Below are 24,525 nucleotides of genomic sequence, written 5' to 3' on the forward strand. Positions count from 1 at the left end.
GAAAACATCTAAACAAAAATGATAAAATCAATAGCCGCGTTACTTTTGTTGACGGCCATTAATACCTTCGCACAAACTCCTCCCAAACCTTACGGTGCCCTACCTGCTCCAAGGCAGCTCGCATGGCATGAAACAGAAGTTTATGGTATTATGCATTTCACTCCGACAACCTTTGAAAACAAGGAATGGGGTTTTGGCGATGCGGATCCTAAATCATTCAATCCAAAAGATTTTAATGCTGAACAAATCGTACTTGCTGCAAAAGCAGGTGGTTTGAGAGGTATCGTTTTTGTTGCAAAACATCATGATGGTTTCGCACTTTGGCCAACGAAAACCACTGAATATAATATATCTAAAAGCCCGTTCCGTGACGGAAAAGGCGATATGGTTAAAGAGGTTGCAGACGCAGCCCGTAAACATGGCTTGAAATTTGGTGTTTATTGCTCGCCCTGGGACCGGAATAATCCCAAATACGGGACAGACGAATATCTGGCTATTTACCGCGAACAGCTCAAAGAGCTTTACACAAATTACGGTCCGTTGTTCATGTCCTGGCATGATGGCGCCAATGGCGGTGACGGATATTATGGCGGTGCGAAAGAAAAACGCTCGATAGACAATACAACGTATTACCAATGGGATTCCACCTGGACTAACCTGACCCGTAAATTGCAGCCGACGGCTAATATTTTCAGTGATGTTGGCTGGGATGTTCGCTGGGTTGGAAATGAAAACGGAGAAGCCGCTGAAACTTCCTGGGCGACCTTAACACCGGTTCCTTCCAAAGGACAAAATGTTGCCGTTCCCGGTCAGGCTAATGCTGATGAAAATCCGGGCGGAACGAGAAATGGAAAATTCTGGATTCCTGCCGAATGTGATGTTCCGTTACGCAAAGGCTGGTTCTACCATCCGGATCAAAAACCAAAAACACCTGAAAAACTTTTTGAATTATACTTAAAAAGCGTTGGACGCGGCGCAGGCCTGGATTTAGGACTTGCTCCCGATACCAGAGGCCAGCTTCATGAAGATGACGTAGCAGCGTTAAAAACATTTGGAGACCGTGTGAAAAATACTTTTGCAACAAATCTAATTGCACGTGCGAGTTCAAAAGCTGTTAACGTAAGAGGCTATAACTCCATTTACAGCGCGAAAAATATTTTAGACGGAAAACCTGAATCTTACTGGGCAACGGATGAAGATTTCAAAACGCCGGAAGTGACAATCGATCTTAGCAATCCTGTAACGTTTGATATCATCAGTTTACAGGAATACATTAAACTGGGACAAAGAATTGAAGGTTTTGCAGTAGATGTTTGGGAAGGCACTGACTGGAAAGAAGTAGCAACAGGAACAAGTGTTGGTGCAAAACGTTTAATCAAATTATCGGCTCCGGTAACAGGACAAAAATTCAGATTGAGAATTACCAAATCACCAGTTAGTGTGGCTATTAGTGAATTTGGATTGTATAAGGATTCAATGTAACTGACTGATATTTTTTCAGAAAAAAGCCCTTTGACGCCAGTCGTCAAAGGGCTTTTTGTTTGACCTTATTTTGGTAATAATGACAATTCCAGAAGCTATTTTTTCCAGAATAAATACATTGAATAGTATAAGATGAGTAGTCCGCCACTGGTAGTAATGCTGCCAGGAAGCGGTGAATCCAACGCTAACAGAAGCACAAGGCCAATTAAGGCAATCCCCATTCCTACCATAGCGATTATCTTTTTGCGGCCAAGTGTTATGGAGTTGGCGGAAGCATTTTCCTGCTGATTTTCAAAATTTACATTTGGTTTATTCCAGTTTCTAATTTCATTGACAATAGTTAGAATTGCAATACCAATTAAAAACCATTTCTGATAGCTATGCAAATTGCTGTAAAGGTCTTCATTCAAGGGGTAGATTATATTGATGATGGCTCCGAAAACCATAACCGCCAGGAACAGATAAAACAGCACTTTTTTAGAAACTTTCATATCAGTTAGCATTGAAGTAACTAAATTCTTTGCTTACCTTTTTTCCTGAAATATCTTACCAAAAGAAATATAGCCAAGATTTCCGTAAACCAACCGAGGTACATGGCCATTCTTCCGGTCATTTTGCCATCAAAATTTATAAAAAGAAAACAACCGATCAATACGATCAGCATTCCGATTAAAAAAATTGATATAATCCTTTTCATACCGTAATCGGTTTAAAAATCCAGAAATAAAGTCTTGAAGAATTTCGTATCCCAAAACGGAATAAACATACGCCAGAAATCCTTCCTTTCCAGTTTGTTTAAAGCTAATAGTCGCAGGCCGCTCACGTAAGGATGATATAAGAAAGCGTAAATCTGTAAGCCGATAACGAATACAATCGGGCTGATTAAATGGTTTTTTGTGCAAAAAGCTAATACACCGAGAGGTATAAAAATCAATCCGTAATAGACCAGGATATTCTTTGTTTTCATAATGAAGAGCTTGGTTAACATTTGTGCTCTGGTAATACGGAAAAACCCTGATTTGGTCACATATTTTCTGGAAAATACATGATCAAATCAGGGTTTTAATTTAGTATATTTCTATTCTTTACCGCTGCCAGCTAATCCACCCCTTACCATCCTTCGCGCTTACCATATCGTAGGCATTATCTGAAAGCTGAATGATGTAGAATCCGTTTGTATCATAAAAAAGATTCTTTGAAAGCACAACAGGTCCCGATGACGGATAAGTTTGTGAAGTTCCCAAGGCCTTAAAAATTATCCTTCCGTCTGTAGAGAAAGTAGGCGGTGAAGTAACTGCATCAAAGTATTGTATTTCCAAATTCTGATCAGGCGTGTAAAAGAGTGGACCGAATAAATCATAATTAGAGCCGAATTGAGGATAATAAATGTAGTAGTAGTATTTAGATGTCCCCTCTTGCAACGTATTTACTCCAAATGCATCGTCAACACCATTTACATGAAAGCCATCAGGAGCAAACCAATAGCTATCCTGCGACAACGCTGCCTGATACCACCTCTTCGCGGCGGCCACATCCACCTTTATAGGTTTTGCGGCGTCAACAATTGTTGTTTTTGTTCCGGAAGCTGTAACGCCCAAAACCATATTCGCAGCGTCCCAGGTGATATTTGTAAAACCGTTCAGGGTTGTCGAGCCATTAACAAACGGAGTTAAAAATGAAACGCCGGTTGAGCTGTAATAATAATCAGTAGTAAACGAATTAACTGTTGTGCCGGTTAGCCAGTTTAATGTGATCGTACGTACATTTTGGTTTACGGCTATTTCGTAGGTAACGCCACCTGCAACAAAACGTTTAAAATAAGTAAGGTATTTGGAAATATTGCTAAAAAGCAAACTTTTAGCCATTCCTCCATTTCCATAAGCCGTGGCTTCTTCCTGCGTTGCCTTGATTAAAATAAGCTTGCTTTGGTTTTTGGTACCCGTTAAAGTAATATTTCCGGTATTGAGGGAATCACCATTAAAAGAAAATTCATAATCTGATTTCAAACCATCACCATAACTCCCTCCATTGACCCCTCCGTCCGGATCCGCCAATACGTGCAGGTAAGAATAGGTGTCAAAAATTAATGACGGCGTTTGCATCGCTTTCAACCGGTAACTGCTTTCTTTTGGCGTAGCAGCAGATTCCGCAGCAAAATCAGAATACATAACAACACGATTCTGATCATTGAATTTGAAATAAAAGCTATACACACCTCCGCCGCCCGGATATATGATGCCCTTCCATCCATATGGCGAACCGGATAATTGTTTCTGGTAATCGGCCAGCGCTGCATTGATACGTTCATCCGCTGTTTGTTCAAAAACGTCATTGTCATCACTGCATGACCAAAGTCCGGCAAGAAGAAATAATAACAGATAGGACAGATACTTATTTTTCATTGGAAATCTTTTTGAACGAACAATTTCTTATAACAACGGAACCAGCGCGGCGCGGGTTTTCTTTTGTAATTCATAAAAATCAATACCCCAGGCAGTCTTGTAATAACCAACCACGAGTGCTTCTTTTCTTCTTAATTTCGCTTGTGCATCGGCCTGACTTGTACCGTTTACACTAAAACCTGCAGGGATTGAATTTATAATTTTTTCCCAGCCGCCTTTTCCTTCAATCAGTAGGATCGAAATGGTTTCAACAAAATCATCATCAAAACCTGAACTAGAATACGCTGTAACAAATCCATCCTGCCGCGCTTCTGCATCACTAATATTGATCCAGTTTTCTCCCTGAAACAATCCTTTGCAAACGGTTTTAAATTCAACAGGATAAAGAATGTTCTGATGTAAAATATGCCCGAATTCGTGCTGCAAGGTGTGTACAAATTCTTTCACTTTGTTAGAATCCGTCGCTGCTACGTAGTCTGCCGTTCCGCGGGTTTTAAAATTATTTACATCAAAAAGTACGATTTTCCTACCGCCCTCGGCTTGTCCAAGTACTACGCCACCATTCGACAAGTATTGCACACTTCCAGAAAGAATGAAAGTTTTGGGAGAGTACATATTGAAAAACGTCAGGCTTTTTTGCTGAACATAAGGCACGATCCATGCACTTTTAACAACCTTTGACAAAGGAATAATTTTCTCCTCTTTCGGCGGTACCAGCGTTTTAGTAACATCCCCAAACTCAAACTGGTCCCAACGATATTTCATCTGAATATTGTAAGGAGTTGTCAGGCTGTCTTTAATATAGTTATCAATAACTGTTGGCGGTATAGTAATACCACCAAGGTCTGCAATTTCTGCGACGTCACCGATCGAATCTTCCTTACAGGAGATCAGCAAAAGGCCAAGGGCAAGAAGAGAAAGGAGGTAGTTATAAGTAATTTTAATATTCATCTTATAAAGATCATTAATATATTTTTTCAAAAGCTAAAATTCAATTACTCATCTCGGATTTAACTGAATACCCGACTGAACGACAGACTGTGGCAATTGCAACACTCTTTTTGGATCGTCAACGCCGATGGAAATCGTCGCACCTTCTCTGGTTGTATGATCAACTGCAATTCCATAACGAAGCATATCAAACCAACGCATACCTTCCTGTGTAAATTCAATTCTGCGCAGATCCGCAATAGATAATAAAAGTCCTTGCGAGTTGTTAGATGCAGAATTGCTCAGTCCATAATAAGTCCGGATTTTAGGAAGTGTTACTGAAAAAGTGGTTGGATTATAACTTCTTAATCTTTTACTCATAAACACATTAATATCTGAAAGCGTAGCGGTTGTATTTCCCAAAAACAGATTTGCTTCTGCACGGTTGAATAAAACTTCCTCTGCTGTAAATAAAGGAACCATAACATAGGGATCACCGATTTCTGCATTAACAGATTGCTTAACAAAATATTCAGATAGCTTGGGGATAAGAAGGTTTCCGTCACCCTGTGTATAAACAGGAAATGCCCAGCTTGCGGAGGCACCTGTCAATCCGCTGATCTGATTTATTTCTGACCATTTTGCATTAGTAAGGCCATAGCGATATTGAGCTACATAACGACCATACACAGAAGTAGTTTCTACGAGCAATAAGTTTGCTGGTTCACTCGCTCTCGCATATCTTTTGAATAAGGCGTCGGGTGTCAGAGGTAGATAGTCCGTGTTCCAGGGACGAAGATTACTAGCCAGATCACCTGAGGGAAAAACGGCATTTGCATAAGAAAGCGTTTTGGCATAATCCCTTTTTACGAGATAAAAACGACTGGCAAAAGCGTTGGCAGCGGCGGTATTGAAATGATATTTTGGAACTGTATACGACACATCTTTAATCAAAGGAAGTCCTTCAAGCAGATCTTTTTCAATCATTTCATAAACATAAGCCACTGTTTTTCTTTCATACTGTTTAATCACAACATCTTCCGGTTCGGTAACGTAAGGTATTCCGGGATCTGTCGCTGCTGTTGTCGGATTGTAGAATTTAGAGAAAAAACTGACGAGCATAAAGTGCGCATAGGCGCGTGCAACCAAAGCCTCTCCTCTTTGTGCGGAAAAAATTGAAGGATCTTTCGCCTGACTAATCACCTGAAGAGCCAGATTGGTGGCAGCGATTGCCTTATATGCCTTTGCCCAATACATATCCGGTGAATCTTCAATGTTTACAGGTGCGTCCACCACTTCAAAAAGATAAGAACCACGGTTGACACGGTCATCCTGTCCAACGCCTTTGTCTGCTGCATTATCGCTCATGGCCTCACCGAAAGATACATATCCACCCTGCGGATAAGCGGTAGTTAGTAATTGCGATACCTGTTCCGGCGTTTCCAGTGTGGCACGTGTACTATCTGGTTCTTTTGACAAAAAGTCATTACAACCCATCAGTATCAATAACGGCAGTAAAACAAAAAGTCTGTTTATATATCTGTTTTCCATTTTCAATTTCTTCATTATAAAGTAAACTTGATGGCTACCGTAAACTGCTTTTGAATCGGCTGTGCCACACCACCGGTATTAAAGAATTCGGGATCCTGCCCTTTCAGTTTTTTGTCGGAATAAACCAGCCATGGGTTGATTGTTGATACCTGAATGGAAGCAGCCGTCATACCAAGTCTTTTAATCATGGTCAAAGGAAGTCGATAAGCAAGCGATACCGATTTCAGCCGAACGAAATTTCCGCTGGCCACACGCTGACTGGAATAATTGTAAGTCGTGTACGGATATATCCCGGCCAGATATTGGTTTTCCAAAATATCCGGTATTGCAGGAATGTTCGTAATTTTTTCATCGCCCGGTTTTTCCCATCGATCTTTGAATTCTCTTGGCGTTGCATCAAGATCGCTAAAACCAGGTCTTGAACCTGCCGTTCCCTTATATAGCGGATTCAAGCGAATTTTGTTTCCTGCCTGTCCTGTAAAAAACACGTTCATGGTGATATTGCGGTAAATGAACGTATTGTTCAAACCACCTGTAAGCGGCGGATCTACCGGGCCTTCGTATTTAAGGTAAGAAGTATTCAAATCCTGGAGATAAACGTCTTTACTCACCTCTCCTTTTTCATTCAGGAAAGTAGGCACACCCGTTTTTGGATCCAGTCCACGGTAATCAACAGAAAACAAACTTCTTACCGGATGGCCCTGAATATTGGCTCCTTCCGCCTTCACCATATCAAAAATCGTAGGCAGGTTATCCACGCTTGTAATCTGCGTATGTGCATAACCAGCAGTAAAACGTGAACGCCAGGAGAAATCCTTTGTTTTGAGAATTACAGCTTCCAGAGATAAGTCAATTCCCTTTGACTGCATATCCGCGTAGTTGGCAATTTTGTAGGTTTGGCCACCAATACCGGACGTTTTTATTTTATCAATAAGGTCAAAACTGTTTCTCAGATATACGTCTGCTGTGATATTGAAACGGTTACCCAAAAGTCCAAGATCCAGACCAATATTACCGCTATAAAGTTTTTCCCAGGTAAGTTCAAGGTTAGCAAGCGAAGCAAGATCTATCGCCGATTCTTTTTCATCTGTAAACGGACGATTTGTAATAATACTTTTCAGCAAAACAGCCGAGTTTGTTGCCGGCCCCGTACTTGCCGTTAATCCATAGCTTCCGCGCAATTTGGCATAACTGATCCAGGAAAGGTTTTTGATAAATTCTTCATGATCAAGATTCCATGATCCCGCGACAGTCCAGGTAGGAAGCCAGCGGCCGATTGCCGATTTCCCAAAACGGTTTGATCCGTCGTAACGGGCATAGGCGGTAAAGTTATATTTGTCGTCCAAAGTGTAACCCAAACTTGCATAAAATGCAGCGAAACGGTCAAAACTTTTGGTCATTCCGAAATACTGGAAATTGCTTTCAATTGTCTGTTTCAATATCCGGTAATCAACAAAAGGAACTCCTCCCTGATCATATTGATAGCCGTACCCTGTATTATTAGAATTTTGTCTGTTTGTAAATTTAAGTTCCTGTCCAACCAGCGCATTAACCGCGTGTCTTTCTCCAAAAACTTTATTATAACGAAGGTTATTCCGAACGTTATAAAAAGTCATTTCATCTTCGTTTCGGTTGTAAAAACCACCACGCGGCAAAACCACGACCGGATATGCATCAGGATTATCAGGATCTTTATACAGGAATTTATTTTTTAAAGCGATGGTAGAATTTCCAGCTGCCCGGTAAGCATTGGCCATGTTGGAATTTTCAGTAATCTGATGCTCCTGACCTGTGTGAATATACCGAAGCGCGCCTACAAAATCGTACTGGATATGCGGCGTGATTTTGTAAGCCAAATCTCCCTGCAACCTTATATCGATCAGATTCAGATCGATGTAATTATTTTCAAGTTCCGTCAGAATATTAAACGGAGCGTAGTTTCTTCTGAAAAAATCGCGGTTACCATTTTCATCAAAAGCAGTCAGCGTGCGACTTGTGTTAAGCGCATAACTAAACGGATTGATATCAAAATCACGTCCGTAAGTACCATCCACAGGATTGCTCTGGCGCGTTAAAGAACCCGGCGCTCTTTGCTGACGAACCGAAGAAAGTGTTGAAAATCCGAGCGTAAGTTTATCAGACAATTTGTAGGTGTTCCTGAAATTGAGTGTGTAACGTTTTACCTTATCCACCACAGTCCAGCCGTTATCACTTAAAAAACTGGTAGAAAAGTAGGATTGCGATTTATCCGTTCCAAAGGAAACGCTTAGAGAATGTTCCTGTAAAAAATTGTTTTTGAATAATACATCAAACCAGTCCGTATTGGCTCCGGCGTAACGAAGAAGAAATGCCTTTTTTGCTTCCGGCGTGTTGGGAATACCAAAAGTACCATCAGAATTTCCATTCAGTAAACTGTAATATTTGCCATAAACACCATAATCCGGATTATCCAGAACACTTGTATTCAGATATCCTTTTCTTTCCAACTCTCCCAGAACAGACATTTGTTCGGCAGAATTCATGATGTTGAAATTCTTGTAAGAAGGTTTTAATTGTGTACTAAAATTGCCTGAATAACTGATTACCGGTTTCCCCGCTTTCCCTTTTTTGGTAGTAATTACGATAACACCGTTCATCGCACGCGCACCATACAAAGCAGCCGCGGCCGCATCTTTCAGGATGTCAAAAGTTTCAATATCATTTGGGTTAAGGCCGGCAACGGCGGAACCTAGCAGCGTGGTGGGATCACCGCTGGAAAGCTGGTCGTTAGAGATATTGACTATATCTTCCAAAACAACCCCATCCACTACCCAAAGGGGCTTATTATCCCCATTTAAAGAAGTCGCACCACGAATACGGATCTTGGGCGCAGCACCAAAAGTACCGGAAACGTTTTGAATTGAAACCCCGGCAGCACGGCCTTCAAGCATACGGCTAACATCCGGAAGTCCATCAATCCTGATATCGTCCGTTTTTAAAGTAACAGCGGAACCGGTGAATTTACTTTTATCAATCTGCTGAAAACCAGTCACAACCACATCCTGAAGACCAACGGCATCTTCATTCAATTCTATTGTAACAAATTTTGCAGCGGGGAATTCAGAAGGTAAAAAGCCGATCATGGTCACAACCAGCGTAGCTCCTTCGTTAATATCGGGCAGTACAAATTCTCCCTTTTCATTTGAAACCGTTCCTTTTTGAACGCCTTTTACCCGTATCGTGGCACCGATCAGCAATTCTCCGGATTTACTTTTCACAACGCCACGGACTTCAATATTTGCAGCTGCTACCTGCTTTGGATTTATTGTCAAAACGGCACACAAAAATATACCTAACAAGAACACAAAGTATGGTCGAAAACCACTGGTCCGATAAAAAATCTTCATACTTGAATTGTAGTAAATTTCTATATTAAATAGGTCTCAAATTTTAATGAACTCAATGATACGGATAAACAATCTAATAAACGATTATTTTCCGGGTTAGATATGTTCTAACCTTAAATACTTTTTTATAAAATAATATTTTAAAGATAAGCCCAAATGCCAAATTTGTGACACCAAGTGACTTTAATAGTACAAGATATGTATGGAGAGGGGCGCTTGCTAATAAATGTAAGAAAAAAATTTCTTTTCCCATTATCGGTTACATTTCTTGGTGCAAATTTTACACTTTTTCCCGATCCCGGAGCGCTAATCCGATAAGTTCAGCTGTATTTTTAACATTTGCCTTTCGCATAATGCTGGCGCGCTGGTTGGCAACTGTATTTGAGCTGATTGTGAAATGCTCAGCAATATCTTTGCTGCTCATTCCTTCCGTAAGACATTGCAGTATCTGCTGTTCACGCGGTGTCATTTTGTTCCAAACAGAAGCGGGATTAACATTTTTGACTTCCGTAACTTCTTCTTCTTTTTTGGGAAGAACAAGATTTCGTATAATAATGGAGGATGCATTCGGAGGATAGTACAATTCACCAGCCGCTACACTACGCACGGCTTTCAGGATTTCATCCCGGCCCGTATCTTTCTGAAGATATCCCGCAGCTCCGTTCTTTACTGCCGCCAGAATATAATCCGGATTGTTGTGCATACTGAAAACCAGCACTTTGACATCCGGAAAAACCGGCACCAATAATTTAATAGCTTCAAGGCCTGACATTCGCGGCATCGTCAGATCAAGCAAAACCACGTCGGGTCTTAACTTTGAAACACTATCCAGCACTTCATCGCCATCCGAAGCCTCTCCCACGATGAGAATATCTTCCTCATCTTCAATCAAGGTTATAATACCTTGCCTCACCACCGAATGATCATCAACGACTAGTATACGTATTGGCATCTCGTTCAGATTTATGATTACACAGGGATATTAATAACCAGCCTCGTGCCAGTATCCACTTTCGATATAATTTTCATTTCACCGTTGAGTAACTGCGTACGCGTCCGGATGTTTTCAATACCGTTCTGTGTCAAAAAGGATCCGTTTTTAATTTTCAAATTACTAATTAAAAATCCTTTCCCATCATCCTCAATCTCCAAAAAAATCTGATTCGTGTTTTGTTCTAATTTTATCTTAATATTATCCGATTCCGAATGTTTAACAGCATTATTTAACGCTTCCTGGGCAATTCTGTACAGGCCAATTTCCATGGTTTTGCTAAGATCCAGGCGATGGGAAATACCAATATATTGTACAGAAATGCCTGAAGTTTCCTGTATTTGCTGACAAAGCAGGTTAAGCGCGGCACTTAATCCAAAATCACTCAAAACGGAAGGCATCAAATTAAAAGAAACCTGTCGTGTCGTTTGAATGGTATCCTGAATAAGCGCAACGAGTTTGTCAAAACGAAGCCGTTGTTTTTCATCATCAAACTGCATTTGTTTCAGTTTTTCGGCCTGAAGTTTCAATCCGGTCAACATTTGCCCAATTCCGTCGTGCAGCTCCAGAGCAAATCGTTTTCTTTCCTCTTCCTGCCCCTCAATTAATGCAGCAGCCCTGACCCGGTTTTCGGCTAATTGCAACTGATATTTTTCTTCCTCGCTCTTAATCAGATCATCCTGCGCGCGAATCAACTGAGCGTTTGATATTTTCAATTTTTTATTTGCTACGCGCACGGCATCCTCAGATGCTGCCAGCAAACGAACAACCCGTCGCGTAGTATTCACAACAGGCCGGAAAATTAAAATTCCTTCTGCCAGAAGAACCAATAAGGTTAGAATGTCAAGAATCCATTCAATTTGCTCCAAAATCCTGATCCTTCCAAAACTTTCTCTATCAAATTGAAAAACGATGGCTTCCATTTGACTGAGAAATACAGGCTCTGTCGAAAGAATAGTTTGGAGGGCCTTTTTCTTTTCCGCTTCCGAGACTGCCGGGCTGTCAATAATTAGGAAGTTTTTATACATCGTCTGAAAAACCGGTTCCAGATTTCGGTACATGCTTTTTATTGAATCACTTTTCAAAACCACAAATTCACTTTCCATCTTGATTCGCCCGCGAAGCAATTGTTCGTGGCTGACTTTCCAGATATTGAGTAAGGAGTCAATTTTAACTGAATCGCTGGTAGGAATTTTCTCGGTTTGTAATATCGCAAGTTTCGTCAGCCGCTGGCTTAGCATACGCTGCCGCCCGGCAACATTGACAACCCGACTGTCGTGATTGAGGTTGTTGATCGTCCTTCGGATTAAAAAAAGTCCGCTGACCGTGAGCACGGCTACCAAAGTCAGCGCGACAATATAATAACGGGTAAGGCGATCAGCGACCTGACTTTCGAGTTTTTCCATGCTTTTTACAATCCGATGTAAACCTGATTTTCTTTTATGATAATGGGAAATGTATTGATCTTGTAACCTTCGTCATTCAGGCAGTCGCCGCTTTTTAATGAAAACGTTTTTTTGTGAAAAGGACAAGCTACCTTGGGTTCTTCTCCCTGGCTGCCGATCATCCCCCGTCCGATCGCCATTTGCTGGCGATGCGGACATTCGTTATCTGTTGCATACCACTCACCCCGGCGGGTAAAGTTAAAGATAGCAATTTGTTTGCCTTCTATTAATGCAGTACCTCCGCCGTCTTCCGGGATATCGTTTACGTTGCAGGCAAGATGCCAGGTTATTCTGTCTTTTGTATTTTGTGTTGGTTCCATGATGGATTTTTATAGGAATGATTTATCGATAACATACACATCCCGGCGCCATCGGGCGGTGCCCGATGCAGAGATATGTCGGCCTTTCAGGCCTTGTTGGTTAACCCCACTCTTTGTCGCTTTTTTTTTGGTGCGGAGATCTTCGAATTCATCGGGCGGTGCCCGATGCAGAGATATGTCGACCTTTCAGGCCTTGTCATACCCATTCTTTGGCTCGCTTTTGGGTGCGCATTTCTTCGAATGTTATGGTCGGATCTTTTTCCGGGACGTTTACAAAATGATTATAGCGTTTTCTTAATTCCGGGCTGTCAACTACTTCTTTCCATTCACATTTGTAATTGTTGATCAGAGTTTGCATTTCTTCTTCAAATGCGGACGCCAATCCCAGAAGATCATCGACAATTACGGCTTTCAGATAGGACAATCCACCTTCCATTTTATTCAGCCATGTCGCAGTTCTTGTCAACGGGTCTGCTGTTTTGATATAGAACATCAGGAATCTGTCGATCAGTTTTACGCAGGTTTCCTTGTCTACATCCGAGGCCAATAACTGTGCATGTTGAGGTTTGGAACCACCATTTCCGCAGACATATAAATTCCATCCTTTTTCGGTAGCGATGATACCAAAATCCTTACTTTGCGCTTCTGCACATTCACGAACACAGCCCGAAACCGCTGACTTAAATTTATGCGGAGCACGAATTCCTTTATATCTGTCTTCAATTTCTATCGCAAAAGAAACAGAATCCTGAACCCCAAAACGGCACCAGGTAGACCCTACACAACTTTTTACGGTTCTCAACGCTTTACCATAGGCATGACCGCTTTCAAAACCTGCATCAATTAATTCTTCCCAGATTATCGGCAGATCATTAAGATGTGCCCCGAACAGATCGATCCGCTGTCCTCCCGTAATTTTGGTATACAGACCATATTTCTTCGCAACCTGCCCGATCACGATCAGTTTATCCGGTGTAATTTCTCCACCCGGAATTCTTGGAACAACTGAATAGGTACCGCCTTTTTGTATGTTGGCCAGATACCGATCATTGGAATCCTGGATTGGCGCGCGGTCTTTTGTCAAAACATTTTCATTCCAAAGGCTGGCTAATAACGATGCTACAACAGGTTTACAAACTTCGCAGCCATCTCCATGTCCATACTCATTCAATACTTCACCGTATGTTTTCAGTATGTTCATTTTTACCAGATCAAGCAATTCCTGGCGGGAATGGTCAAAATGTTCGCAGATAACCGTTTTGATATACTGGCCATTTTGCTTCATCACACCCTGAATAATATCCTTTACCAGAGGAACACAACCACCGCAACCGGTCCCGGCTTTGCAAGATTTTTTCAGCAGATCAATTGAATTATTTCCCTTTTCACCTACTTCCTGACATAACATACCTTTTGTAATTGCCTCGCAGGAACAGATCAAAGCGTCATCAGGCAAACTCATTACACCAAGTCCAGCTTCCTCTCCGCCCCTCGAACCTAGAATCAGATCTTCTGAATCAGGAGGAAGAATCGTTTTATTCTTACAGGTTTGCAAAAGCATATTATATTGCTCCGCATCTCCTACCAGAATTCCTCCTAATAATTCTTTTCCGTCCGGCGAAACGTTAATCCTTTTATATATTCCTTTTGCTTTATTCTCGTAGCGAATTGTTTTACACGCTGGTTCTTCGATAAACGGATCACCGAAACTGGCCACATCCGTTCCAATCAGTTTCAGCTTCGTTGACATATCGTAAGGAAGAAACTCCTTTTCTACACCTGTCAAAGCATTAGCAACTACATCGGCCATTTCATAACCGGGAGCGATTAATCCATAGATCATATGATGCGCCAGAGCACATTCCCCTATTGCAAAAATATATGGATCCGAAGTTTTCAAGCCATTATCAACCACAATTCCTCCGCGCGGATGCGTTTCCAGTCCGGCAATTTTTGCGAGTTCATCACGGGGACGAATACCTGCAGAAATCACCAACATATCCACATCCAGAAAAGAATTATCAACAAACTGCATTCCTTTAATACAATCATTCCCAACAATTTCCTGTGTGCTTTTGGCAAGATGAATATTCAAACCCAGAGATTCCAGCTGACTTTGCAGAATTTTTGAACCTGCATCATCAATTTGTCTTGGCATCAGACGTGAGGCAAATTCAACCACATGAGCTTCTTCCAAACCCAGATCCAGTAACGCTTTTGCTGCTTCAAGTCCAAGCAAACCACCGCCTAAAACAGCACCTTTTTTCGCTTTGCGGGCATAAGCCTGGATCAACTCCAAATCTTCAATTGTTCTGTAAACAAAAACACCGTCTTTTTCCACACCAGGAATGGACGGAACAAACGCACCGGATCCTGTCGCCATCACCAGATAGTCGTAATGTACTACGTGTCCATGATGCGATCTCACCAGTTTTTCCTCTCTGTCTATATCCACAACAGGATCAGAAAGGAATAGTCGGATACCATTTTCAATGTACCATTCTTGGCCAGCCATTGTTAGATCATCTGCTGTTTTACCAGCGAAATATTCACTTAAATGCACGCGATCATAAGCCACACGAGGTTCTTCCCCAAAAACCGTCAGCATGAATTCCTGATCATTTTTTTTCCTGGCCAGCAATTTCTCGCAGAATTTGTAGCCTACCATACCGTTCCCGATGACGACGATATGTGTGTTTGCGTTTGTTTTCATAGTTATAAGTAACTATTAATTTTGAATAACCCTGTTGTTTTATTGCACTTTTCAAATAATACCTAACTCTTATTACCTAATAGAACATGTCAAAATTAAAGCGCGTTTTTCATAAATCCTAACGTTTAATTCTATTTTAAGTTAAAATTCATACTTATTTTTTGGTAAAAGTGTTGTTTTATAAAATATTGATACTAATTTTGAAGCATTAAACAGAAATAGTTATTATTCACTATACATAGTACATTTCTAATATTTACCAGAACATACATTAAAGAGATGGAGGCGAAACTTACACTCGTGGGAGCAGGTCCGGGGAACGGAGAACTGATTACTTTAAAAGGGATTAAAGTTTTAAAAACAGCTGATGTCGTTTTATACGACGAACTCGTCAGTACCGAAATTCTTGATTTTGCACCGGAAGCAGCAATGAAAATATATGTTGGAAAAAAAGTGGGTGAAGCCTCTTTTTCTCAGGACGAAATCAACGGACTTATCGTGAAGCTTGCCCGGAAACGCGGCCATGTTGTTCGTTTGAAAGGTGGTGATTCTTTCGTTTTCGGACGTGGTCATGAAGAAATGGAATATGCCCGCGATCATGACGTAATCTGTGAAGTGATACCCGGCGTCTCGAGCTGTATTGCAGTTCCGGCTTCTTTGGAAATTCCAGTTACCCGTCGGGGTGTAAGCGAAAGTTTCTGGGTAATCACCGGAACAACAAGAAATGGAGAATTATCGGATGATATGCGGTTGGCGGCTCAATCCAAAGCAACTGTTGTGGTTTTGATGGGAATGAACAAACTGAACGAAATCTGTGACTTATATAAATATTTTGGCCGCGGACATTTACCTATGGCGGTGATTCAAAACGGCACACGCCCGGATGAAAAAAGTGTAATCGGGCAAGTTTGGGAAATACCGCAATTAGTAAAGGAAAAGAAGCTTGGCACACCCGCAATCATTGTGCTTGGCGAGGTTGTAGGATTGCATCCATCGTATGCGATGGAATATTTGCAAAGTGCGAATATCGCATTTTAATAAAAAAGCCGATCCGGTGTGGGGACACCAAAATCGGCTCAGGTATTATCCCAACAGGGCTATTCAAACCTAGGGATGTTGTTTATGTTTCACACAAACAGATCAAATAAAATGGAAAAAAGAACGTAAAGCAAATTCTTGAATGACCTGACCGCACAGAGTTGCCTGCCAGGTTTGAATTCTGCCGTATTAAAATGGCATTGTCATCTTTTTCATTTTATCAATGATCCAAATGAAAACAATTCGCTACCTCTTCATCGCGGCAGCACTGGGAATCTTTATACTTGTACCCGCTGAATCCAGCGCTCAGTTAAGCATTTCCGGCCAGCTACGCACACGTTCCGAGCTTTTGGATGGACAAGGTTCACCCCTTTCCAAAGGAAGCAAACCGGCATTTTTTACATCACAACGCACAAGATTGAATGTGGGATACAAGGGATATCGCACACAGTTTTATATTTCAGCACAGGATGTCCGGGTTTGGGGACAGGACGCTTCAACCAATAACAGGGTAACAAATGCCAGTTTAAACGGTTTTATGTTACACGAAGCCTGGGGTGAAATAAGTTTACTCGATACCAATTATACCAAACTCGGAAAAGAATTTTCGATTAAGATAGGTCGGCAGGAATTGCTTTATGACGACAGCCGCTTACTTGGAAACCTGGACTGGCTGCAACAGGCAAGACGCCATGATGCTGCTTTAATCAAGTATAGCAACAAAGGTTTTACCACACATTTGGGCTTTGCGTATAACCAGAACAGTGAGGCCAAAACAGGGACTTTATACAACGGAGTTCCTAATGGATACGCTGCTGGAACGAACGGAATTGGTGCAATGTACAAGTCGATGCAATTTGGCTATGTTAGTAAGAAGCTGAATCAGGGAATTATTTCATTTTTAATCCTAAAAGACGATTTTCAAAAATATAGTCTGACTGCAACAAATACGAGAACGCTAGAAAAAGGAGTAAATAGTCGGGTTACTTTAGGGCCTTATATTCAGACAAAACTCGGCAAACGTATTAATTTAACAGCGAGCGCCTATTTGCAAACAGGAAAAGATAAAGATGGCGCCGATTTGTCTGCTTATATGTATTCGATCAAAGGGATTTATGAAGTAAATAGAATTATTTCGATCGGATCTGGTTTTGATTATACCTCTGGAAGTGGTTCAGGAAGTACAAAAAACAGAAGTTTTGATCCGTTATATGGCACGCCGCACAAGTTTTGGGGACAGATGGATTATTTCTATACTGCTAACGGATTTGGAAAAGGCGGACTGTCTGACTTATTTCTGAGCAGCACGATCAAAGCATCATCCAGGCTTTCGATCCAGGCTGATCTGCACCAATTTTCGAGTGCAGCACAAATTACGAATTCAAAAGATGAAAAACTTAGCAGCAATTTCGGAGAAGAACTCGACATCATTGCAACGTATAATCTGACTAAAACGATAAGTTTTCAGGGCGGATACTGCACCTTTTTACCGACCAGTTCTTTGGCGCAGACCAAGGCGGTGACAGACCCACAGAAAATGGCTCACTGGGCTTACCTGATGATCAGCATCAAACCCGATTTCCTGAAATAACACCAATAATATTGATCTGAATTCTACATCACTCTTATTATCATAAGTTTAAAACGAATTAAACGATGGAAACGACAAATAAACCATTACAGAAATTAAATATTTTCAGCGCGAAAGGCGTTCAGATGAGAACTTTTCACCTGACCTGGATGGCATTTTTCCTTTGCTTTTTCGGCTGGTTCGGATTAGCTCCTTTAATGACAATTATCAAAACTGACCTTGGACTGACAAAAGGACAAATTGGCAATATTATCATTGCTTCAGTAGCTGCAACTGTAATTGCGAGAATCGCTGTTGGAAAACTTTGTGATACCTGGGGCCCAAGAAAAACATACACGGCACTTTTAGGAATTTGTTCGATACCGGTTATGACCGTTGGACTGGTACATTCCTATGAGGGTTTTTTACTTTTCAGATTGGCCATTGGCGTTATCGGCGCATCATTTGTCGTTACCCAATACCACACGTCTGTCATGTTTAACAAGAAAATCGTTGGTACCGCAAATGCCGTTGCCGGTGGTTGGGGGAATTTGGGTGGCGGTGTCACCAACATGGTCATGCCTTTGATTTTTGCCGGTTTTATCGGCGCAGGCTATTTGCCTGAATCAGCGTGGCGTTTGGCAATGATTGTACCGGGTGTTGCTTTACTGATTTTCGCTTTCGTTTATTACTTCTATACAAAAGATACACCAGCAGGAAATTTTGATGAGCTTCCTGAATTCAGTCAGAATTCAACGGCAAAAGTAAAGGGCACGATGACCATGGCGATGAAAGATCCTCGTACATGGGCATTGTTTCTTGCATACGGAGCTTGCTTTGGTATTGAAATCACCTTTGATAATATCGCCGCTTTATACTTTTTCGAAAATTTCCACGCTACATTGGCAGTAGCCGGAATCCTTGCCGGAACATTTGGGTTCATGAATTTATTCGCCCGTGCTTTGGGTGGAATTGTCGCTGACAAAGTGGGTTTGAAATATGGAATGCTTGGTAAAGGACGATTGCTGGCACTTTTGCTGGCAATGGAAGGAATTGGTATCGCACTATTCGCTCAAAGTTCCACTTTGACAATTGCTGTGATCTCGATGTTATGTTTCGCCATGTTCCTGAAAATGGCAAATGGTGTAACGTATGCAATTGTCCCATTTGTCAATCAAAAAGCCATTGGCTCAGTGAGCGGAATTGTTGGAGCAGGCGGAAATGTTGGAGCCGTTCTTGCAGGATTTTTATTTAAATCAAGCTCCATTTCTTACACACAGGCATTTGTCTACATCGGCGTTGCCATTGCCTGCGTTGCAGCGATTGTAGCACTTGTCAATTTTGAAAAAATAAGAACAACAGTAGCAGAAGCAAACACGCTTGAAACTGCCAATTCTTAATCTTCACCCATACATAAATCACTATGAAAACTTCCTCTGATACCTATAAATCTACCTGCTGCTATTGCGGCGTGGGTTGCGGCGTAGTTGTAACGAAGGAAGCAAATGGCCGGCTGAGCCTGGAGGGAGATAAGGAACATCCCTCCAGCAAAGGTATGCTTTGTTCAAAAGGAATGAATCTGCATTACACGGTGATGGATCAGTCGGACCGGCTGTTATACCCACAAATGCGGATGAACCGTTCCATGCCTTTGCAGCGTGTTAGCTGGGATGAAGCTCTTGACAGAACCGCGGCCGTTTTTAAAACATTAATTAAAAAATTTGGCCCTGATTCGGTTGCTTTTTATGTTTCAGGACAATGTCTTACTGAGGAATATTATCTGGTAAACAAGCTGATCAAAGGATTTATCGGCTCCAATAATATTGATACCAACTCCCGGCTTTGCATGAGTTCCGCTGTGGTTGGCTACAAACTTTCTTTGGGTGAAGACTGCGTACCTGTTTGTTATGATGATATCGAAGAGGCGGATGTTTTTTATGTAACCGGAGCAAATCCAGCCTGGTGTCACCCGATTTTATGGAGACGTATTGAGGCACATAAAGCAGCAAATCCGCATGTGAAAATCATTTGTGTGGATCCTCGCCGGACCGATACAGCGCGTTCATCGGATTTGCATTTAGGAATAGTACCTGGCACCGATATCGTTTTAAATAATGCGATTGGACGAATACTGATTGAAAAAAATTATATCAATAACGATTTCATAGAAAACCACACCGACGGTTTTTCAGAATTTCAACAAAAAGTTTTTGAAAGAACGATTGACGAAGCGGCGGAAATTTGTGGGGTTGATGCAAAGGATATTTATCAGGCGGCCGAATGGATTGGTGAGTCGAAAGGGTTTCTTTCATTATGGACCATGGGATTAAACCAATCCGTGATTGGGGTCAATAAAAATCTCTCGCTAATTAATCTGCATTTGATAACGGGGCAAATCGGCTCTCCTGGTAACGGCCCTTTTTCATTAACCGGACAACCCAATGCTATGGGTGGCCGGGAAACGGGTGGACTGGCCAATATCCTTCCGGCACACCGGGATGTGACAAATTCAGCTCACCGGGAAGAAATGGAATCGTTCTGGAACAGTCCGGTAAAAATTGCGCACAAGCCTGGTTTCACAGCCACAGAAATGTTTGAGGCCCTGGCCGATGACCGTTTGAAAGCGATCTGGATTATCAATACAAATCCACTGGTGAGTATGCCAGATATTAATATGGCAGAAAAAGCGTTGAAAAATGCCCGGTTTGTCGTTGTTCAGGATATTTCAAATCTGGCAGATACGGTCCATTTTGCAGATGTGGTTTTACCTGCGGCTGCATGGCTGGAAAAAGAAGGCACCATGACGAATGCCGAAAGACGAATAACCTATTTACCCAAAGCACTTGAAGCTCCGGGCGAAGCTTTGCCTGATGCGGAAATTATCTGGAAATTCGCTCAAAAAATGGGTTTTGAAGAGGCCTTTCAATATGAAAATACTTCTCAGGTTTATGATGAATATGTAAAAATTACAGCTAATACAAATGTTGATGTAACGGGCGTCAATTATGATTTACTGAAAAAGGAACGCAGCGTTCAATGGCCTTTAAGTACTGAAAGTTTATCTCAAACTGATGAAATAAACCCTAATTCTCAAATCGGAACAAAACGTTTGTTTGAAGATCATATTTTTTACACGGCCAATAAACGTGCCCGGATTTTTGGTATAGCTGACGAAAATACTTCTGAGCCCACCAATGAAGATTTTCCTTTAATTCTGACTACTGGCCGTATCCGTGATCAATGGCACACGATGACAAAAACTGGTCGGGTGACGAAACTTAAACAACATATACCACAACCATTTTTACAAATTCATCCGAAAGACGCGGAAGCCAGAAACATAACCGAAGAAAAATTGGTCGTCGTTAAAGGGCGTCGCGGTGAAGTTCGGGTGAAGGCACAATTGAGTGAAGACGTCCGTCAGGGACTATGTTTTTTGCCGATGCACTGGGGCAAAATCCTGGGTAGTAATTTAGGAAGAGCTAATAATCTCACAAACGCGCTGGTGGATCCCCGTTCAAAAGAGCCGGACTTTAAATTTTCAGCAGTTGAAGTGTCTTTATACAAAAAACCTTTTGAAAAAATCATTGTTATAGGTGCCGGTTCGGCAGGATTGGGTTTTATCAACAGCTATCGTGCGTTAAATCAGGACGATGAAATCCATGTTTTTTCAAAAGAAATATACCCTTTTTATAACCGTGTCCTTTTACCAGATTATATAAGCGGCGAGCAAACCTGGGAACAACTGGTTAAACTTCGCGAAGATCAGTTCGCCGATTCAAATATTACCGTTCACAAAGGAATCAGTATTGTTCATATTGACAGAAAAAACAAGGTCATTACTGATAATTCCGGAAATGAACATCAGTACGACAAACTGATATTGGGCATGGGAAGTAAGGCATTTATGCCAAAAGGTGTACCTGAACTTCCCGGAATTTTCAACATGCGTTCGCGTTTGGATGCTGACAGATTATTACCTTTTGTAGATAATCCTGATTCTCACGCTCTCATTGTGGGTGGTGGAATTCTTGGACTAGAACTTGCTGCTTCTTTTCGAAAAATGGGTGTAAAAGTTACCGTTATTCAACGCAGCGGCAGATTGATGGAAAGACAACTTGATCCTTTGGCCAGCGAATTACTTTACCAGGATTTGGTCGACAGGGGAATTGAAATATTTTTCAATGCAGAAGTTTCTACTTATTACGGAAGTAAAAAAGTGGAAGGGATTTTATTGAAATCCGGAAAGAAAATCGATTGTCAGGTTGTCGTGTTAGCTATTGGAACGGTTCCAACAATTGACCTTGCAAGAAATTCCGGAATTGACTACAAACGCGGAATCATCGTAAATGACTACATGCAAACTTCGGATGAATCCATTTTCACGGCCGGAGAAATAGCTGAATGGCGGGGGAAAATGTGGGGAATTACGCTGGCAGCCGAACAACAGGCCGAAGCAGCGGCGCATTTTATAGCTGGAGATATTTCTCAGCCTTACCAGGGTAGCGTTTCGATGAATATTCTAAAAATGGAAGGCTTGCATATGAGCAGTATTGGCATGACAGAAACTCCGGCAAATGATCCTGCTTATGAGGAAATTGTTTTTATAGATAAATCAAAAAGGTATTATAAAAAATGTATCGTTCATCAGGACAGACTTGTTGGAGCGATATTGATTGGGGACAAAAATGAATTTCTGGAATTCCGGGATTTGATTGCGAAGGGGACCGAACTCTCCGAAAAACGGATCCAATTACTTAGAACCAGCCAGCGTGTGGATCCTATGGAGGGAAAATTGGTTTGTTCTTGTAACAGTGTCGGTCAGGGAAATCTTGAAAAAGCAATCCTTGATGGATGTAATCATTTTGAAAAGCTTTGTCAGAAAACGGGTGCCGGGACGGGTTGTGGATCATGCAGACCGGAGGTTCGGGCGATTTTGGAACGGATAGAGATGGTGACGGTGTGATGAAATAAATCCGATGATCAACACCTAAATACGATGGATGCAACCAACCAAATACGATGGGAACAACCACCAAATACGATGGGCGTTGCCACCAAATACGATGGGCGTTGCCCAACGCTAAAATATAACGCCCTTTCAGGGCTAGGATGGCAGACACTCCACAGCCCTGAAAGGGCGCTATATCTTAGGATGGGGCACCGCCCTATCAAACCGTAGAAAATCCGGAATAGAGCCCATACAATTATAAATAAATCATCAAAACGACCATGCGCGATTATTACACCATAAAAATCAACCTCGCCGGAGGCATTGTATCGCCGGGATATCTCAAAGATATCCTAACGGCGGCATGGTCATCCGGCATTCGTAAAGTCCGGTTCGGAGCGCGTCAGCAATTGTTAATGATCGTTCATTATGAAGTCGTACGTTTTATTGAGAAAGATCTCCAAAAACTTAACATAAAGTACGAACTAAATACAGAGAAATTCCCGAATATCATCAGCTCCTATTGTGGCGAAGAAGTTTTCAGAACGGGACAATGGCTGGGCAACAACGAATATCATTCAGTATTAGATAGTTTTGATTATCAGCCTGAGTTAAAAATCAATATTTCCGATTCAAACCAGAGCTTCACACCATTTTTTACAGGAAATCTAAATTTCATTTCCTCACCAGAACCACATTATTGGTATCTGTATATCAGGTTAAAACAAAGTAATACCCTTTTTCGCTGGCCGGAATTGATCTATAGCAATGAAATTGGACGATTATCAAAAAATCTGGAAAACTACATGCTTCATCAAACCTGCGAGAACGCTGAAAATCTATACGAAGCGGTAAAAAAGGAAACAACCTATATTTCAATTCCGGCCACACAAGAACTTGAATTACCATCATTTTCGCTTCCTTACTACGAAGGGTTCAACCGCTACGAATCAAGAACCTGGCTTGGTTTGTATCGTCGCGATGAATTATTTTCCGTTGAATTTTTGATCGACTTATGTTTATTATGTCTTAAAACCCGCGTTGGCGAAATATGTGTCACACCATGGAGATCGTTGATTATCAAAGGTATTGAAGACAATCACCGTACTTCATGGAGTAACATTCTTGGCAAACACAATATCAATGTTCGCCATGCCGCCAATGAATTAGCGTGGCAAACAGAAGACCACACAGAGGACGGAACACGGTTAAAAGATTTTCTCGTACGTTATATCGAAAAGAACGACACCCGCACTTTCGGGCTTTCGTTCGGGATACAAACTCGCGCAAAATCAGAAGTTTTTGGATCTATTTTAATCAGAAAAAGGCCATTTATTCAAATCGCACACCTTTCACTTTTCAGTGTTTACGATTTGTATTACACCGAAAATTTCAATCCTAACAATCGTAAACATATCCTGTTTGAGAGAGCATTATTTAAAATTCATCTGCCTTGGCAAGTTGAGAAATTATGCCGTAAATTTAACAATCGCCGCTCTCTCGAAAACGCTGAGACCTTTCACATCGAGGAAGAGCCCAAGGAAATGATTGCTCCGTTATCAACCGTACATCAATGTCCAAACTGCCTGACGATTTATCATCCCGAATACGGCGACACGCTAAATAATGTTTCTCCAGGGACAACTTTTGACTCCTTACCAACACAATATTGCTGCGCTACCTGTGGTACCGAAAAAGCTGAACTTATTGAAATTCAATTATCTGCTCCTGTTTTATTTTAAATTT

General features: G+C 41.5%; 17 protein-coding genes. 6 read left to right on the plus strand and 11 right to left on the minus strand.

What is annotated here, in order from left to right:
- The first annotated feature begins 18 nt into the window (after positions 1-18).
- A complete protein-coding gene (locus FZF08_RS07985; protein ID WP_159468113.1) occupies positions 19-1,482 on the plus strand; it encodes an alpha-L-fucosidase in 1,464 nt (487 codons plus the stop codon).
- 95 nt (positions 1,483-1,577) lie between these two features.
- On the opposite strand, the gene FZF08_RS07990 is transcribed toward FZF08_RS07985, so the two are convergent.
- From FZF08_RS07990 to nirB, 11 genes are all read right to left on the minus strand, one after another.
- The gene (locus FZF08_RS07990) at positions 1,578-1,973 is read right to left on the minus strand and encodes a hypothetical protein (protein ID WP_159468114.1); all 396 of its coding nucleotides are present in this window, start codon (positions 1,971-1,973) and stop codon (positions 1,578-1,580) included.
- A 20-nt stretch (positions 1,974-1,993) separates the two neighbouring features.
- Positions 1,994-2,179: a hypothetical protein gene (locus tag FZF08_RS07995; protein WP_159468115.1), complete on the minus strand. Its 186-nt coding sequence runs from the start codon at positions 2,177-2,179 to the stop codon at positions 1,994-1,996.
- Between the two features lie 12 nt (positions 2,180-2,191).
- Positions 2,192-2,449 carry a hypothetical protein gene (locus FZF08_RS08000; protein WP_159468116.1) on the minus strand — a complete coding sequence of 86 codons (258 nt, stop codon included), beginning with the start codon at positions 2,447-2,449 and terminating at the stop codon, positions 2,192-2,194.
- Between the two features lie 118 nt (positions 2,450-2,567).
- Positions 2,568-3,884, minus strand: a complete 1,317-nt coding sequence (locus tag FZF08_RS08005; RefSeq protein WP_159468117.1) for a DUF4302 domain-containing protein — start codon at positions 3,882-3,884, stop codon at positions 2,568-2,570.
- 27 nt (positions 3,885-3,911) lie between these two features.
- Entirely contained in the window at positions 3,912-4,835 is a 924-nt protein-coding gene (locus tag FZF08_RS08010) for a substrate import-associated zinc metallohydrolase lipoprotein (RefSeq protein WP_159468118.1), read from the minus strand.
- A gap of 48 nt (positions 4,836-4,883) precedes the next feature.
- Positions 4,884-6,365: a RagB/SusD family nutrient uptake outer membrane protein gene (locus FZF08_RS08015; protein WP_159468393.1), complete on the minus strand. Its 1,482-nt coding sequence runs from the start codon at positions 6,363-6,365 to the stop codon at positions 4,884-4,886.
- 14 nt (positions 6,366-6,379) lie between these two features.
- Positions 6,380-9,709, minus strand: coding sequence for a SusC/RagA family TonB-linked outer membrane protein (locus FZF08_RS08020; protein ID WP_229216475.1), 3,330 nt, complete (start codon positions 9,707-9,709; stop codon positions 6,380-6,382).
- 322 nt (positions 9,710-10,031) lie between these two features.
- Positions 10,032-10,703 (minus strand): response regulator transcription factor, encoded by a 672-nt coding sequence (locus FZF08_RS08025; protein ID WP_159468120.1) that lies wholly within the window; start codon positions 10,701-10,703, stop codon positions 10,032-10,034.
- A gap of 17 nt (positions 10,704-10,720) precedes the next feature.
- Positions 10,721-12,148: a histidine kinase gene (locus FZF08_RS08030; RefSeq protein WP_159468121.1), complete on the minus strand. Its 1,428-nt coding sequence runs from the start codon at positions 12,146-12,148 to the stop codon at positions 10,721-10,723.
- Between the two features lie 5 nt (positions 12,149-12,153).
- Complete coding sequence (gene nirD, locus FZF08_RS08035; protein ID WP_159468122.1) at positions 12,154-12,507, minus strand: nitrite reductase small subunit NirD; 354 nt, start codon at positions 12,505-12,507, stop codon at positions 12,154-12,156.
- A 196-nt stretch (positions 12,508-12,703) separates the two neighbouring features.
- Entirely contained in the window at positions 12,704-15,220 is a 2,517-nt protein-coding gene (gene nirB, locus FZF08_RS08040; protein WP_159468123.1) for a nitrite reductase large subunit NirB, read from the minus strand.
- 279 nt (positions 15,221-15,499) lie between these two features.
- On the opposite strand from nirB, the gene cobA reads away from it, so the two are divergent.
- The 5 genes from cobA (at position 15,500) to FZF08_RS08065 (ending at position 24,521) form a co-directional block, all read left to right on the plus strand.
- Entirely contained in the window at positions 15,500-16,258 is a 759-nt protein-coding gene (cobA, locus tag FZF08_RS08045) for a uroporphyrinogen-III C-methyltransferase (protein ID WP_159468124.1), read from the plus strand.
- Positions 16,259-16,490: 232 nt separating this feature from the next.
- The gene (locus FZF08_RS08050; RefSeq protein WP_159468125.1) at positions 16,491-17,849 is read left to right on the plus strand and encodes an alginate export family protein; all 1,359 of its coding nucleotides are present in this window, start codon (positions 16,491-16,493) and stop codon (positions 17,847-17,849) included.
- 65 nt (positions 17,850-17,914) lie between these two features.
- On the plus strand, positions 17,915-19,228 hold the full coding sequence (locus FZF08_RS08055; RefSeq protein ID WP_159468126.1) for an MFS transporter: 1,314 nt from the start codon (positions 17,915-17,917) through the stop codon (positions 19,226-19,228).
- A gap of 23 nt (positions 19,229-19,251) precedes the next feature.
- Positions 19,252-22,794 (plus strand): nitrate reductase, encoded by a 3,543-nt coding sequence (locus tag FZF08_RS08060; protein WP_159468127.1) that lies wholly within the window; start codon positions 19,252-19,254, stop codon positions 22,792-22,794.
- A 266-nt stretch (positions 22,795-23,060) separates the two neighbouring features.
- On the plus strand, positions 23,061-24,521 hold the full coding sequence (locus FZF08_RS08065) for a rubredoxin (RefSeq protein WP_159468128.1): 1,461 nt from the start codon (positions 23,061-23,063) through the stop codon (positions 24,519-24,521).
- Positions 24,522-24,525: the final 4 nt, after the last annotated feature.

The sequence above is a fragment of the Dyadobacter sp. 3J3 genome (genome assembly GCF_009801115.1).
GTDB lineage: Bacteria > Bacteroidota > Bacteroidia > Cytophagales > Spirosomataceae > Dyadobacter.